At 39.3% G+C, this 14,848-nt stretch carries 17 protein-coding genes; 9 read left to right on the forward strand and 8 right to left on the reverse strand.

Going from position 1 to position 14,848, the window contains the following annotated elements; translation table 11 throughout:
* Positions 1-49: 49 nt before the first annotated feature.
* The 3 genes from MKX82_RS04445 to MKX82_RS04455 form a co-directional block, all read right to left on the reverse strand.
* Positions 50-1,453, reverse strand: coding sequence for an L-cystine transporter (locus MKX82_RS04445; RefSeq protein WP_233316682.1), 1,404 nt, complete (start codon positions 1,451-1,453; stop codon positions 50-52).
* Positions 1,454-1,692: 239 nt separating this feature from the next.
* Complete coding sequence (locus tag MKX82_RS04450; protein WP_233316804.1) at positions 1,693-2,562, reverse strand: SDR family oxidoreductase; 870 nt, start codon at positions 2,560-2,562, stop codon at positions 1,693-1,695.
* A 120-nt stretch (positions 2,563-2,682) separates the two neighbouring features.
* Positions 2,683-3,174, reverse strand: a complete 492-nt coding sequence (locus MKX82_RS04455; RefSeq protein ID WP_233316683.1) for a YajQ family cyclic di-GMP-binding protein — start codon at positions 3,172-3,174, stop codon at positions 2,683-2,685.
* Positions 3,175-3,308: 134 nt separating this feature from the next.
* Here MKX82_RS04455 and MKX82_RS04460 point away from each other — a divergent pair, with 134 nt between their 5' ends.
* Positions 3,309-4,184, forward strand: coding sequence for a CvfB family protein (locus tag MKX82_RS04460; RefSeq protein ID WP_233316684.1), 876 nt, complete (start codon positions 3,309-3,311; stop codon positions 4,182-4,184).
* A 30-nt stretch (positions 4,185-4,214) separates the two neighbouring features.
* Here the strand turns inward: MKX82_RS04460 and MKX82_RS04465 are convergent, their stop codons facing one another.
* Both MKX82_RS04465 and MKX82_RS04470 read right to left on the reverse strand, forming a co-directional pair.
* Positions 4,215-4,346: a DUF3941 domain-containing protein gene (locus tag MKX82_RS04465; RefSeq protein ID WP_233316685.1), complete on the reverse strand. Its 132-nt coding sequence runs from the start codon at positions 4,344-4,346 to the stop codon at positions 4,215-4,217.
* Between the two features lie 102 nt (positions 4,347-4,448).
* A complete protein-coding gene (locus tag MKX82_RS04470; RefSeq protein WP_251645299.1) occupies positions 4,449-5,303 on the reverse strand; it encodes a DegV family protein in 855 nt (284 codons plus the stop codon).
* A gap of 190 nt (positions 5,304-5,493) precedes the next feature.
* Here MKX82_RS04470 and MKX82_RS04475 point away from each other — a divergent pair, with 190 nt between their 5' ends.
* Complete coding sequence (locus tag MKX82_RS04475) at positions 5,494-6,318, forward strand: YitT family protein (protein ID WP_233316687.1); 825 nt, start codon at positions 5,494-5,496, stop codon at positions 6,316-6,318.
* 17 nt (positions 6,319-6,335) lie between these two features.
* Positions 6,336-7,052, forward strand: a complete 717-nt coding sequence (locus MKX82_RS04480; protein ID WP_233316688.1) for a BsuPI-related putative proteinase inhibitor — start codon at positions 6,336-6,338, stop codon at positions 7,050-7,052.
* A gap of 42 nt (positions 7,053-7,094) precedes the next feature.
* On the opposite strand, the gene MKX82_RS04485 is transcribed toward MKX82_RS04480, so the two are convergent.
* From MKX82_RS04485 to MKX82_RS04495, 3 genes are all read right to left on the reverse strand, one after another.
* A complete protein-coding gene (locus MKX82_RS04485) occupies positions 7,095-7,280 on the reverse strand; it encodes a DUF3813 domain-containing protein (protein ID WP_233316689.1) in 186 nt (61 codons plus the stop codon).
* Complete coding sequence (locus tag MKX82_RS04490) at positions 7,281-7,433, reverse strand: hypothetical protein (RefSeq protein WP_233316690.1); 153 nt, start codon at positions 7,431-7,433, stop codon at positions 7,281-7,283.
* Between the two features lie 164 nt (positions 7,434-7,597).
* Entirely contained in the window at positions 7,598-8,416 is an 819-nt protein-coding gene (locus MKX82_RS04495; protein WP_245399840.1) for a Cof-type HAD-IIB family hydrolase, read from the reverse strand.
* A gap of 302 nt (positions 8,417-8,718) precedes the next feature.
* On the opposite strand from MKX82_RS04495, the gene MKX82_RS04500 reads away from it, so the two are divergent.
* The 6 genes from MKX82_RS04500 (at position 8,719) to argJ (ending at position 14,846) form a co-directional block, all read left to right on the forward strand.
* Entirely contained in the window at positions 8,719-9,504 is a 786-nt protein-coding gene (locus MKX82_RS04500) for an alpha/beta fold hydrolase (RefSeq protein ID WP_233316691.1), read from the forward strand.
* Positions 9,505-9,650: 146 nt separating this feature from the next.
* The gene (locus MKX82_RS04505) at positions 9,651-9,959 is read left to right on the forward strand and encodes a metal-sulfur cluster assembly factor (protein ID WP_233316692.1); all 309 of its coding nucleotides are present in this window, start codon (positions 9,651-9,653) and stop codon (positions 9,957-9,959) included.
* 91 nt (positions 9,960-10,050) lie between these two features.
* On the forward strand, positions 10,051-11,052 hold the full coding sequence (moaA, locus tag MKX82_RS04510) for a GTP 3',8-cyclase MoaA (RefSeq protein WP_341075273.1): 1,002 nt from the start codon (positions 10,051-10,053) through the stop codon (positions 11,050-11,052).
* A gap of 16 nt (positions 11,053-11,068) precedes the next feature.
* Entirely contained in the window at positions 11,069-12,319 is a 1,251-nt protein-coding gene (locus tag MKX82_RS04515) for a molybdopterin molybdotransferase MoeA (protein WP_341079399.1), read from the forward strand.
* Between the two features lie 238 nt (positions 12,320-12,557).
* Positions 12,558-13,592, forward strand: a complete 1,035-nt coding sequence (gene argC, locus MKX82_RS04520; RefSeq protein ID WP_341079401.1) for an N-acetyl-gamma-glutamyl-phosphate reductase — start codon at positions 12,558-12,560, stop codon at positions 13,590-13,592.
* 12 nt (positions 13,593-13,604) lie between these two features.
* Entirely contained in the window at positions 13,605-14,846 is a 1,242-nt protein-coding gene (gene argJ / locus MKX82_RS04525; protein ID WP_237940931.1) for a bifunctional ornithine acetyltransferase/N-acetylglutamate synthase, read from the forward strand.
* Positions 14,847-14,848: the final 2 nt, after the last annotated feature.

The raw sequence follows: 14,848 nt of genomic DNA on the forward strand, positions 1-14,848 counted from the left end.
GCGAAAAAAAACCAGACATTGAACATTCAATGTCTGGTTAATTTACTTTTTAAACAGCTGTGCTGCTTGTAGGAGTATTAACATCAATATCTTTATTATAAGTATCAGTGTCCAATTCACCTAGTGCTTTACTTGCAACAACTCCAGAAACCATTGAGCCGCTCACATTTAAAGCAGTACGTCCCATATCGATTAGCGGTTCAACAGAAATCAATAATCCAGCCAATGCAACAGGCATATTTAATGTAGACAGAACGATTAATGTAGCGAATGTCGCTCCGCCGCCGACACCGGCAACACCAAAGGAGCTAAGCATAACAACAAGGATTAAAGATGTGATGAAACCAGGTGATAACGGGTCAATCCCTACAGTCGGTGCAATCATAACAGCCACCATAGCAGGGTAAATTCCTGCACAGCCATTTTGTCCGATAGAAACACCAAATGAAGCAGAGAAGTTAGCGATTGCTTCAGAAACACCAAGTTTAGATTTTTGAGCATCAATATTCAAAGGCAGTGTTCCTGCACTTGTGCGTGAAGTAAAGGCGAATGAAAGCACAGGAAGCACCTTTTTCACATATTTTGCTGGACTTAATTTTAAAGCAGCAAGGATAATCAAATGAACGATAAACATTGCTATTAAAGCAACATATGATGCAATTACAAATTTACCAAGTTTAACGATAGCATCAAGATTGCTGCCTGCCATTGTTTTTGCCATTAAGGCAAGAATTCCGTACGGAGTTAAACGCAATACTAGTGTAACGATACGCATGATAATTGTGTAGACAGCTTCGATCATTTTCTCGAAGAATGCTGCCTGTTCTGGATTTTTACGTTTAATGCCAAGCAATGCCACACCTATAAAGGCTGCAAAGATTACAACAGCAATCGTTGAAGTAGGACGAGCACCAGTTAAATCTGAGAATGGATTAGCTGGCAAGAATTCAAGAACTTTTTGTGGAATAGTTGTGCTTTCCACTTGTGTCAAGCTTTCCTCAAGCTGCTGCCCACGAAGAGTTTCAGCATCACCTGAAGTAATGTCAATTGCTTTTAAGTCAAATCCGACTGCAGAAGCAATCCCAATTCCTGCAGAAATTGCAGTAGTCAATAATAATGTTCCGATAACAAGACCGCTGATTTTCCCAATATTGCTTGCTTTTTTCAAACGAGTAAAAGCAGAAATAATGGAGATGAACACTAGCGGCATAACAATCATTTGCAGAAGCTTCACATATCCGCTTCCAATAAGACTGAACCAGTCATTTGATTGAATTACTACTTCTGAAGTAGGTTCATATATTAATTGAAGAATGATACCAAATAAAACACCAAGACCTAAGCCGGTAAATACACGCTTTGAAAAGGATACGTGTTTCTTTTGCATGTAGTATAAAACGCCAAGCAAAACTAGTAAAACGACAATATTAACAACGGTTAAAAATATGTCCATTGTAGTTTCCCCCTATAATTATGTATAAGTTCATTTAAATCCTATCGGTTAAATAGGAATTACTAAAAGTACAATAACATGATTATATGTAAAAGTAAATAAATAAAATTAAATAATTTAGTTAAAATGTCTAAACAGTGAAAACTTTTATTTTGAAAGAAGAGGTTTTCCAAAGTACCTTGCCATAAATAAATTTTTTACAACCATATAAAAAAGGAACACAGATGTGTTCCTTGCATTTACCCGTTTACAACATATCCGCCATTGACGTGCATGATTTGGCCGCTGACGTAAGAGGAGTCTTCACTTGCTAAATAAACATAAGCTGGAGCGAGTTCATTTGGCTGGCCAGCTCGTCCAAATGGTGTATCTGCGCCGAATTGGGAAACCTTTTCGCTGTCAAATGTTGATGGAATCAACGGAGTCCAGATTGGACCTGGCGCGACACCATTCACCCGAATGCCATCTTTTGCAAGTGATTGGGATAAGGAACGGGTGAAGGAAGTGATTGCACCTTTAGTTGATGAGTAATCAAGCAGTGTTTCATTTCCTTTATAGGCTGTGATGGAAGTTGTATTGATGATGCTGTCGCCAGCGTTTAAATGCGGCAACGCTGCTTTTGTTAAAAAGAACATAGAGAAAATATTTGTGCGGAACGTTTTCTCCAATTGGCTAGCTGTTATGTCCAGCAGACTGTCCTGTGGATGCTGCTCAGCGGCATTATTAACGAGTATATTTAATGATCCGAATGCATTAATTGTTTCTGCAACAACCTTTTGGCAGAAATCTTCTTCACCGACATCCCCTGCTAAGGTGATGCATTTAACACCTTCTGCTTCGACTAATTCCTTCGTTTTTTCAGCGTCGTCATGTTCATTTAAGTACACAACAGCAACATTAGCTCCTTCTTTTGCATAATAGATGGCAACAGAACGACCAATCCCGCTATCTCCGCCAGTTATGATTGCCGTCTTGCCTTTAAGCTTACCAGAGCCTTTATAGTTGGGGCTCACATCCGTTGGTAATGGATTCATTTCAGTTTGAATACCTGGCTGCTGATTTTGATGCTGTGGTGGAAATGTTTGGTTTTGTTGGCTGTTTGAACTCATCATAAACAACTCCTTTTTTATTTCTTTGTTTGTTGTCTATTTTTCCCTTATAGACAAGGATAAACATGGAAAATTCAGGAGATAAAAAAAGCCTGACCAAAAAAATGGTCAGGCTGTGTTTTAGCGATAGTTTACAAATTGAACGTCAATTGTAAGTTTTGCTTCTTTAACAGCTGCGATGATTTTTTGCAGATCATCGCGGCTTTTTGCTGTTACACGGATTTGGTCGTCTTGCTGCTGGCTTTTAATTTTCAAGCCGCTGTTTTTAATAAGAGTGTTGATAATTTTAGCATTGTCTCTGTCAATCCCTTGAACCAATTTCGCTCTCTGACGGACCGTGCCACCAGATGCTCCTTCGATTTTTCCGTAATCCAAGTTTTTAATAGGAATGTTGCGCTTGAACATTTTGCTGATCAGCACATCTTTTAGCTGCTCCAACTTATATTCGTCGTCGGATAGTAGAACAAGCTCTTCCTTTTCTAATGTAATATTGCTTTTGCTGCCTTTAAAGTCATAGCGTGTTTGAATTTCCTTCATTGCGATTTGAACCGCATTCGAAACCTCTGCCATATCTACTTTTGAGACAATGTCGAATGAACTTTCTTTAGACATAGAAATACCTCCTGGTTAGTATGGGGCTTTCACCCATTTCCTTTTATGTCTGTATTATAGTAAAATATAGCAGTTGTAACAACTTTAGGGTACAAAACAGTTTACGATAGATATAATTCAAGGAGGACAATATAGTGTCTTTAAGAGATTACATAGGCCGAGTAGAAATATTGACGGTCGCAAGGGAAGCAACATTTGGATATTTTCTTACGCTGGAAGAAGAAGGTGAAGATGTTCTGCTTCATTTTAGTGAAACAGATCAGAAATTTGAAATTGGGGATGAGGTCCGTGTATTCATTTATACGGATTCACAAGGCAGAGCGTGCTCAAGCACAAATATACCGTCCATTTCAGTTGGAGAATATGATTGGGTGAAAGTAACGGATATTAAAGAAGGTCTTGGCTGCTTTTTTGATATTGGATTGAAAAAGGACATGCTTCTTGGCGAGGATGATCTGCCTGTTCATGAAGAAGTTTGGCCGGAAGTCGGGGATTTGCTCTATATTACATTAAGGGTAGACCGCAATAATTTCCTTTATGTTAAGCCTGCGACAGATCCTGTTATTGAGAGCATTTCGACTAAGGCTACACGAAAAGACTATAATAAAAACATTCACGGCCATATTTACAGAACAGCAAAGGTTGGAAGCTGGATTTACACGGCTGAAGGCTTTAAAGGCTTTATCCATGAGTCAGAGCGTAAAGTAGAGCCGCGTCTTGGAGAAAAGGTAAATGGCCGTATCATTGATGTGAAAGAAGACGGTACAATCAATGTGTCCTTATTGCCACGAAAAGAGGAAGCACTTGATGAGGACTCAAAAACAGTGCTTGCATATCTTGAGCAAAGAAAAGGTCAGATGCCATACACAGACAAAAGTATGCCAGAGGAAATCCAAGAGAGATTTGGGATGAGCAAAGGCTCCTTCAAGAGGGCTCTTGGCAGATTGATGAAGGAAAATAAAATCTACCAAGAACATGGATGGACACACTTGAAGAAAGAAGACGAATAAAAAAGAGCAGCCATGGGGCTGCTCTTTTTCTTATAGATGATCTGTCTTTTTGCTATATTGGTGTTTGCCCAATTTGCGATTTTTCTCGCGAAGCAAATTCTTTTGCTCTAAGCGGGCGTTATTGTCTTTTGGCTTTTTATTATTATCAGAAGTATTTGGCATGTCTGTATACTCCTCCATTCATTAGCTGTTCTGTAGAACATTATTAGTATGACTGAAAGGAGAAGGGAGTATGCAGGCACAGCCTTACTGGTTCGATTTGTCTTACTTGCTGTTTAGGAAGAACAATGCAATCGTTCCTGCACCAGTATGGGAGCCGACAGCAGCTCCGATAGAGGATATGTACACATCATTCGGCTGGAAACGCTCCATAATGGTATTTTTGAGTTCGGTTGCAGTCGCTAAATCATCAGCATGGCTGATTGCAATAGTCTGTGTGTTAAGACTATTTCCGCGCTCCTCCATCACATCAAGCATGCGGCGAAGCAGCTTCTTTTTACCGCGGATTTTTTCAAGCGGAACAAGCTTGCCGTCTTCCACATGAAGAAGCGGTTTGATTTGCAGCAACCCTCCGACAAAAGCAGATGCTTTAGAAACGCGGCCGCCTTTAGCTAAGTACTCTAAATCCTCCACAGTAAAGAGATGCTCCATATGTTCACAAAAAAAGCGCGCTCGAGCTTCAGCCTCTTCTTGAGTTTTGCCAAGACTGCGCTGTTTTACGCACTCTTGCACAGCAAGCCCTGCTCCAAGAGAAGCACATTTGCTGTCAATGATAGTGAGGTGGAAGTCAGGATAATTCTCTTTCACTTGCTCATAAATCATCTTAGCTGTTTGAAAGGTGCCAGAAAGCTGCGAAGAAAAGGCAACATAAATGCCGCTTTCGCCGTTTTTAGCCATTTCCGTAAAAACATCCTCAAAAAGGGATGGAGAGACCTGGGAGGTCTTTGGTACTTCACCGTTTCTAATCGCGTCATATACAGCATTCGGCTGGATTGTCTTTAAGTCTTCATACTCTTTGTTTTCCAAATTTACCTTTAATGGAAATAGAATGACATCATTATCGTCATAATAAGAAAGAGGCAGATCACAAGCACTGTCCGCTAATATTTTATATGTCATAAGCTCATCTTCTTTCTGTGTTTTTTTTCATTATATGACTTTCACTTAGTGAAAATTATGGTATATTGATTGCTGGTATGTATACATATGCATTATTTAGGTGTTGCATACTATTAGTTTATAGAATCTTATTCAAAAAAACAATGAATCCTAAAAAGCTTAGGAGCAAATATAGTACTGGGGGATTATTATGTATTGGACATTAACGAAGAAGTTAGTTGTAGTAATTGTTGGGGCTCTTTTGAACGCTGTTGCAATGAACTTTTTCTTAATACCTGCAGATGTTTATGCAAGCGGGTTTGCCGGTGTGGCACAGCTTATTTCAAGTATTACACCTATTACGACAGGAATATTGCTGTTTATTCTCAATGTGCCTATTGCCATACTAGGCTGGATTAAGGTTGGGAAATCATTTACATGCTATAGCTTTCTAAGTGTTGCATTCATGTCTTTATTTCTTGAGCTTCTTCCGGTTTATTCCTATTCAGATGATATACTGCTGAATGCTGTCTTTGGCGGTGTTATTGCAGCTGTCGGTGTCGGGATTACGTTGAAAATCGGTGCATCCACAGGCGGAATGGATATTGTTGCAATGATTCTTTCGAGAATGCAGGACAAGCCTGTCGGCACATATTTTTTTACATTAAACAGCATTATCATCATAACAGCAGGGTATCTTTATGGATGGGAAAAAGCTCTGTACACCCTTGTTACACTGTACGCATCCACAAGGGTGATTGATGCGATACATACAAGGCATCAAAAATTGACAGCGATGATAGTCACAAAAAAATCCGATGAATTAAAAGTGGCAATTCATGAGAAGCTAGTAAGAGGGATTACTATGGTTCCAGCAAAAGGGGCCTTTTCCAATGAAGATAGGGATATGATGATGATAGTTGTTACACGGTATGAATTATATGACTTGGAAAAAACCATTAAAGAGGTAGACCCGCAAGCATTTACTAATATCGTGCAAACAACAGAAATATTCGGCTTCTTCAGAAAAGAATAAAGGAGGTAGTCGGTATAGTGCTTCGTGTCATAATTGCAGCAGCACTCGCTTTTAGCCTTTTTTCCTTTGGCGGTGATCGAATACATGCAGAGGGAAATAATCTGCAGTTTGAGATTTCTGCAAAACCGAATAAAGACTATGCGGAAATCAGAATGACTGTTTTAAACACTGGGGATAAAGCCGTTAAACTTGTTTTCTCCTCCTCGCAAAAATATGAATTTTCGATTAGAGCAAAGGGAGGAAAAGAAGTTTACCGTTATTCAGCAGATAAGTCCTTCCTCCAAGCACTGCAGGAGCTAAAGCTCAAATCCAATGAGTCACATACATGGGTAGAGAAATGGAATTACCGAAAAAATAACGGTGAGCTAGTACCGAGCGGCGAATATGCTGTTAAAGCAGCCTTGTTAGGAAAGAAAAACAAGGGAGAGACCATAACGGCCAAGACAACTTTAGTTGTTCCTTTCGTTACGGATATTAAGACTACCGGCCAAAAGGGAATATATACAATAGAAGGAATTGCTCATACGAAAGAGCGGTTAACATTTACAGTAGAAGATGGACATAAAGAATTATTGTCAAAGCAGCCTGTTGCCGTTACAGACGTTGGGAGTTTTAAGGTGAATGTGAAGATAAAAACAGAAGATTTGCCGAAAAATGGGACATTGCTTCTTTATTTTCAAGAAGTAAATGGAAAACAAAGCGATCCAGTAATATTGGAACGGTTTCCTTCATAATTAATAAGCTAGCCTCCAGTAGTGGATGGCTAGCTTATTAGCTTAACGGGATTCTAGCTGCTCAAGCTCCTTTTGCAAATCAGACAGCTGCTCTTGTTCAGCACTCGTCGTATTGGCATAGGCGGAACTTAATGCATTTTTGGCTTTAGCAATCATCTCACTATCACTGCCACTAGACTTCGCCATTTCTACTGCTTGTCGTGCTTCTTGAAATAATCGGTTTCCCATTTAAAGTCCTCCGTGAGTAGATTCGTTCGAATTAGCCATTTTATAGCTTTCGGCCTCTGCATATGTCATATGATATGGAATACGTTGATCATGCTTAGATACTGAGTCTACACCCTGTTGTACGAAGCGTTTTGATTTATTTCGTTTTCCCATAGCAGATAATCCCTCCGCAAGTTGTTTTTTAGAGACAGCGCGATCATTTCATGGTGGAAACAGCTGCAAACTGCTTCTATAAAATAGTATTGGTCAAAGCAGCAATTAAATAGGCGGTAATGTTAACCAAAAAAAAGAGCCTGTTACCAGGCTCTTTGTATTTATCATAGTGCTTGTAAATTTAAATAATCATTTAAAAACACAGCGATGCCGTCTTCTTCGTTTGTCAATGTTATATGGTTAGCCCGTGATTTTAATTCCTGCAAGCCATTTCCCATCGCTACGCCGACTCCTGCATATTCAATCATCTCAAAGTCATTATCTTCATCACCGAAAGCAATAATATTCTTCTGCGGAATATTGTAATAATCAGAAACCTTTTGCAGTCCGACAGCTTTGCTGAGGCCTGTCCTGACAATTTCGATTATATGGTAAGGATCTCCCCAACGACGGTGGTCAATTAAATCGGCATGAACATCAGTTAAATGCTTACGTATTTTAACTACATCCTTTTCTTCGGCATGGATAAGCAAGCATGTTGGCGGTGCTTCTAAGAATTCCAACAAATTGCCTGTAGTCGTTTTCGGATTTCCTAATGAGAAGATATCAAGCAATTTATCATCATGATAATGAAAATATATATCATCGATTACTTCTGCAACGATATTATGATAGTCAAAATTATCACAAGCCTCTACAATGTCTTTCACAGTAGCGATATCTAATGGAGAATGATAAACGCCCCATTCTTGTGAGCGAGGATGGTGGATGAAAGCACCGTTAAAATTGACAATTGGTGTATCCAAATCCAATTCTTTATAGATAGCTTCACTTGCCCGATAAGGTCTTCCAGTTGCAATCATTACAATATGACCGGCTTCTTTTGCTTTTGCGATTACTTTTTTTGTTAAAGGGGAAATCGTCTTATTGTTTTTAAGTAATGTTCCATCAAGGTCTAAAGCAATTAGATGTTTTTCTGTCATAATTTCTCCTTAAAAGTTTGTTTATATTATTTATAAAAAGTTAATGGTGAGTCACCATCAGCTTTTTAAGTAGCAATATTTAGTAAATAGAAAGACTTCGTGATAAACTTAATAATGCTAAGTCTTAGTTTATACATATCGTTGATGATTGGAATATATGCATTTATTGTAATGCTCAAATGTTAAGAATCAATAAAGAACTTGTATAGCTAACCATAAAAGCTTGCTAGCTTGCTTTTAATTATATGTTAACGCAATAAAAAAGGATTTTCAAAAAAATATAAGCAAAGGAAGGCATATAAATGATTATTATCGAAAAAATAAAAATTAATGACGTACCAATCCTGCATATTGTCGCAAAAGAAAGTTATGATCAGCCCCTTCCTTTTATCCAATTTATACATGGCTTTACGAGTGCAAAGGAGCATAATCTCCATTTTGCTTATAACCTAGCAGAAAAAGGATTTCGAATTGTTCTGCCTGATGCCCTTTATCATGGCGAAAGAGAGGCAAATCTGTCAGGAATGCAGCTGAATATGCAGTTTTGGGATATTGTGCTGCAAACAATCGAAGACATTGAGCATGTTAAGCATTATTTTGAAGCAAAAGGACTTATACAAGAAGATAAAATTGGTCTTGTTGGAACAAGCATGGGCGGAATTGTTACATTAGGTGCCTTAAGCCGCTATCCATGGATTAATACTGCTGTTTGTCTGATGGGGATGCCGTATTATGAGAAGTTCGCAAATTACACGATTCAGGAAGTAAAGAAACGGGGTTATGAGCTTCCACTTTCTGAAGAGGAAATTGATAGGCTTTTGAAAAGGCTTGGAGAACTTGATTTAAGCAAACAGCCTGAAAAGCTGGAAAACAGACCGTTGCTGTTCTGGCATGGAAAGAAGGATGAAACGGTGCCATATATGTATTCCCGCCAGTTTTATGAAACAATTCTTCCATTATATGAAGAAACACCAGAGAAACTATCTTATATTACGGAAGAACATACAGGCCATAAGGTGAGCAGAAAGGCGATGCTGAGAACGATTGAATGGTTTGAGGAGTTCCTGCAAAATCAGGCCTCCTTGTAAAAAACGGTTATTTTAGCTCTAGATTATGCGAATTCTTTTTCTCTATAGTTAATCTCTGTTATGATAAGATAGAAGTATGTAAGAAGGAAATAAGATCCAATAGATGGGGTCTGTTATATAAAGAAGTATAAAGGAGTGGGTGTTAAATGGAAGAAGCATTAAAAGATAATATTATGGGTGCATTAGAGCTTGTAATCGACCCAGAATTAGGTGTGGATATTGTTAATCTTGGTCTAGTATATGACCTTGACTTGAATGAATCAGGGGTGCTCACAGTAACGATGACACTTACAGCAATGGGATGTCCGCTTGCAGGAGTAATTGTTGATCAAGTTAAAGCAGCATTGACAGACATACCTGAAGTAAAGGAAACTGAAGTAAACATTGTCTGGACGCCAGCATGGACGAAAGACAGAATGTCAAGATATGCAAAAATCGCATTAGGCGTGCAATAAGAATGTCGTAAGGGAGAGATGTCTCCCTTATTTTATTATATTTTTTTGGAATATTCGGCGAATATAATAATCCGGAGGTGACTGTCATCAAATGAAGGATTTGCTTAATAGGCCGCTCAGAGATTTGAGAATAAGTGTGATTGACCGTTGTAATTTGCGCTGCAGTTATTGCATGCCTGCAGAAATATTTGGGAAGGATTATGCCTTTCTGCCGCAAGGAGAACTGCTTTCATTCACTGAGCTGGAGCGGTTGGCCAAGACTTTTGTGTCACTTGGTGTGGAGAAAATCCGCCTGACTGGAGGGGAGCCTTTGCTTCGGAAGGATCTCCACTTGTTCATCGAAAAACTCATGCAGATTGACGGACTCAAGGATATTGCTTTAACGACAAATGGAATTTTTTTGCCGCGGCATGCTAAAGCACTTAAAGAGGCGGGCTTACAACGTGTTAATATCAGCCTAGACAGTTTGAATGATGAGCTGTTTGGGAGTATTAATGGCAGAAATGTTGGTACCAATCCTGTTAAAAAGGGGATTGAAGCAGCTAAAGGAGCCGGGCTTGGAGTTAAGATCAATATGGTCGTCAAAAAGGGACTGAATGAGTCAGAAATTATTCCGATGGCGAAGTTTTGCCGAGAAGAGGAGATTGAGCTGCGTTTCATTGAATATATGGATGTTGGCAGCACGAATGGCTGGAAATGGGATCAAGTTGTTTCAAAAAAGGAAATCATAGATATATTAAAAACAGAGTTTGAATTAATAGAAGCAGAGCCTGATTATTATGGGGAAGTGGCAAAAAAGTATTTATATAAAGGAAGCAGTACATATGTCGGATTCATTACTTCTGTGACAGAATCTTTTTGTTCAAGCTGCACAAGATCACGGATATCAGCAGACGGAAAATTATATACTTGCCTGTTTAATGGTAATGGTCATGACTTAAAATCCTTCATAAGAAACGGCGCTGCAGATGAGGAACTGCTGAATTATATTAAAAGTATATGGCAAGCAAGAGCAGACAGATATTCTGATTTGCGAACAGCTGAGGCAAAGGGAAGCAACAGTAAGATAGAAATGTCCTATATTGGCGGTTAGAGAAGAGGGAAATGAGATGGTGGAAAGAAGAACTCCGATAGCGGTGGAGGAAGCAGTAAAGAAAGTAATGGATTGTAAGCTGGCGGGGAAAACGGAATATGTTTCGATCTTTGACAGCAGTGACCGATTTCTGGCAGAAGACATAAAGGCCGACCACGATATTCCAAGGTTTGATAGAAGCGCATATGATGGATATGCATTTCTATCAAAGGCTAGTGCTTGCTGTACAGAGGAAAATCCACTCATCTTGGAAGTAATCGACGAAATTGGTGCAGGGTATGTATGCAAAAAAAACATCGGCAAGAACGAGGCTGTCAGAATCATGACAGGAGCAATGCTGCCTAAGGATTGTGATGCTGTTGTCATGCTGGAGGATGTGGCTGAATCTTCAGTTGACGGCAAACCGTATATTACTGTTACTAAGCAAGTGCAAATGGGGGAAAACATCTCTTTTAAAGGGGAGGATGTACAAGAGGGCGAAGTCCTTGTACAAAAAGGAACGAAAATTAACCCTGGTATTGTTGCTCTGTTGGCAACATTCGGCTATGAGCAAGTACCTGTTGCGAAAAAACCAAAAATCGGCGTTTTCGCAACAGGAAGTGAACTGCTTGAGGTTAATGAACCTTTAGAGGAGGGCAAAATCAGGAACAGCAATGCTTATATGGTAATGGCACAAATTAAGCAGGCTGGAGCTGAAGCTGTATATTTTGGGAAGCTTGCAGATATATTGGAAGATAGCTATGAAGCTATTAAAGAGAGCTTAAATGCTGTCGATATTCTAGTAACAACGGGAGGCGTTTCTGTCGGTGATTTTGATCTGCTGCCCGTTATTTATCAGAAATTAGGAGCAGAAGTGCTTTTTAACAAGATTGCCATGCGCCCAGGCAGTGTGACTACAGTGGCAAGTCTTGATGGCAAGCTTCTGTTTGGCCTTTCTGGAAATCCATCTGCATGTTTCGTCGGCTTTGAGCTTTTTGCCCGGCCAATTGTCAGAACGATGCTGTTTGCAGAAAAACCGCATTTGCCAACTGCGACTGCCATACTGACAGCGGATTTCCTGACTTCCAATGCGTTCACAAGATTTATTAGAAGCAGAACCTTCCTGGATGAAGATGTATTATATACTGGACCAAGCGGGACAGATAAGTCCAATATTGTCAGCAGCCTTAGCCATGCTAATGCGTTGACTGTCCTGCCAGGAGGACAAACTGGCTACAAGGCCGGAGATCGTGTGCAAGTGATAATGTTAGAAGGAAATGTTAATTGATAAATAACGTTAAAACACCTGTTCTTTTTAAGAATAGGTGTTTTTCTTTTTTTATGTAAAAAGAAAGGGCAAGACAACACCATGGCACATATCATTAGTAAAGAAAATAGAAAATTAATTCTTTTTTGAAAAACGGTTGATTTTATAATGCTAAGTTTTTATAATAAGAGAATCGAATATTAATATTTATAAATAAAAATGATTAAATATACAGAGTTTCCTGTAGAAGGAGGAAATGATGAAAGCTGCAATTATCGGCACAACTGGATATGGCGGAGCTGAATTGATGAGGGTTTTAGCTAATCACCCTGAATTTTCTATTCACTCTGTCCATACAACAAGGGATGAAGTCCCTGTATGGAATGAATATCCCCATTTATATGGCATCGTTGAAAATAAATTAGAAAAAGTAGATTTCTCTCTTATTGCAGAGAATTGTGATGTTGTCTTTTTTGCTACGCCGTCTGGTGTATCAAGCAAACTTATTAGTGATTTTGCAGATAAACCAATCAAGATCGTTGATTTATCTGGTGACATGCGTCTTCGAAATTTAGATGATTATCAGAACTGGTATAAAAAACAGCCGGCTTCTAGTGAAGTGGTCAGCAAGTTTGTCTATGGTTTGTCTGAGTGGAATAAAGAAAAAATCGCAAAGGCAGATTGGTTATCTAATCCGGGTTGTTATCCGACTGCAACATTGCTTGGGTTAGCACCTGTTATTAAAGAAAATCTTGTTAAGCCGGACAGCATCATAATTGATGCGAAATCAGGAATCTCTGGTGCAGGCAGGACACCGTCTAGGGGGACTATGCTTGCAGAAATGAATGAAAATTTAAAAATATATAAAGTGAATGAACATCAGCATATTCCTGAAATAGAGCAGCAGCTGACAGACTGGAATGACTCTATCCGTCCTGTTACTTTTTCGACACATTTGCTTCCTGTAAACAGAGGAATTATGGCGACTATTTATGCTTCTCTAAAGGAAGAAAATACAGGAGAGCAAATACATGAACTGTTTATGGAGGCATATAAAGACAAACCTTTCGTGCGGGTGAGGCCAATAGGTAATTATCCTTCCATTAAAGAGGTTAATGGTTCCAACTATTGCGATATCGGCATTCATCTTGATGAAAGAACTAAAAGACTAACTATTATATCAGTAATTGACAATTTAATGAAAGGCGCTGCAGGGCAAGCAGTACAAAACGCGAACATTATGTTCGGCTTGGATGAATGTACGGGCTTGAATTTTGTGCCGATGTATCCATAAGGAGGAGTATTTATGCAGGTTGTATCAAATGGAGAGCAAACCTCTCAAATAAAAGAACTAGTGAATGGCAGCATTGTCACACCAGCTGGTTTTAAAGCGGCAGGTTTGCACGCTGGGCTGCGTTACAATAAAAAAGATTTGGGAGCGATTGTGAGCGAAGTACCTGCAAGCTGTGCAGCAGTTTACACAATGAGTCATTTCCAAGCAGCGCCGCTAAAGGTGACACAGGAGTCTATTAAATCAGAAAAGCTCATTCAAGCAGTTGTTGTTAACAGCGCCTGTGCAAATGCCTGTACTGGTGAAAAAGGCTTAATTGATGCTTATAAAATGCGCGAATTGCTGGCAAATCATCTCGGAACAAAACAAGAGTATGTAGCTGTTTCCTCAACGGGTGTTATAGGCGAATACTTGAAGATGGATAAAATCGAAGCAGGAATCAGTCAGCTTATCTTTGGAAATACACAAGAGGATGCAGACAGTTTCCAAGAGGCTATTTTAACAACAGATTTAGTCATGAAAAAATGCTGCTTTACAGCTGAAATTGGTGGCAAGACAGTTACTATCGGCGGAGCTGCCAAAGGATCTGGCATGATTCATCCTAATATGGCGACAATGCTTGGCTTCCTGACAACAGATGCGAATATATCTTCAGATGTGCTGCAGACAGCATTAAGTACAGTGATTCCAACATCCTTTAATCAAATCACTGTTGATGGAGATACATCCACAAACGATACAGTGCTTGTAATGGCAAACGGATGTGCAAAAAATGAAGAGCTTACTTTAGACCACCCTGATTATCCTGTATTTGTTGACTTGTTATCTGCTTCATGTGAAAGTCTTGCAAAGCAAATTGCCAAAGATGGCGAGGGTGCTACGAAATTAATCGAAGTAAATGTGAAGGGCTGTAAGACAGAGGAAGAAGCAAGAGTTATTTCTAAACAGATTGTCGGTTCCAACCTCGTGAAAACAGCGATGTATGGATCTGATGCAAACTGGGGCAGAATCATTACAGCTATCGGCCAAACGAAAACGGATGTAAACCCAGCTTCTGTAGATATTGCAATCGGACCGATTACTATGCTGAAGAACAGTGAGCCGCAAAGCTTTTCGGAAGAAGAAGCAATTGACTATTTGAGCAAGGACTATATTCAAGTTCATGTTGATTTGCATAATGGCGACAAACAAGGAACAGCATGGGGATGCGACCTGTCCTATGATTATGTCAAAATCAATGCAAGCTATCGAACATAGGA

Origin of the sequence: Niallia sp. FSL R7-0271 (assembly GCF_038005785.1) — a bacterium.
Classification (GTDB): Bacteria; Bacillota; Bacilli; order Bacillales; family Cytobacillaceae; genus Niallia.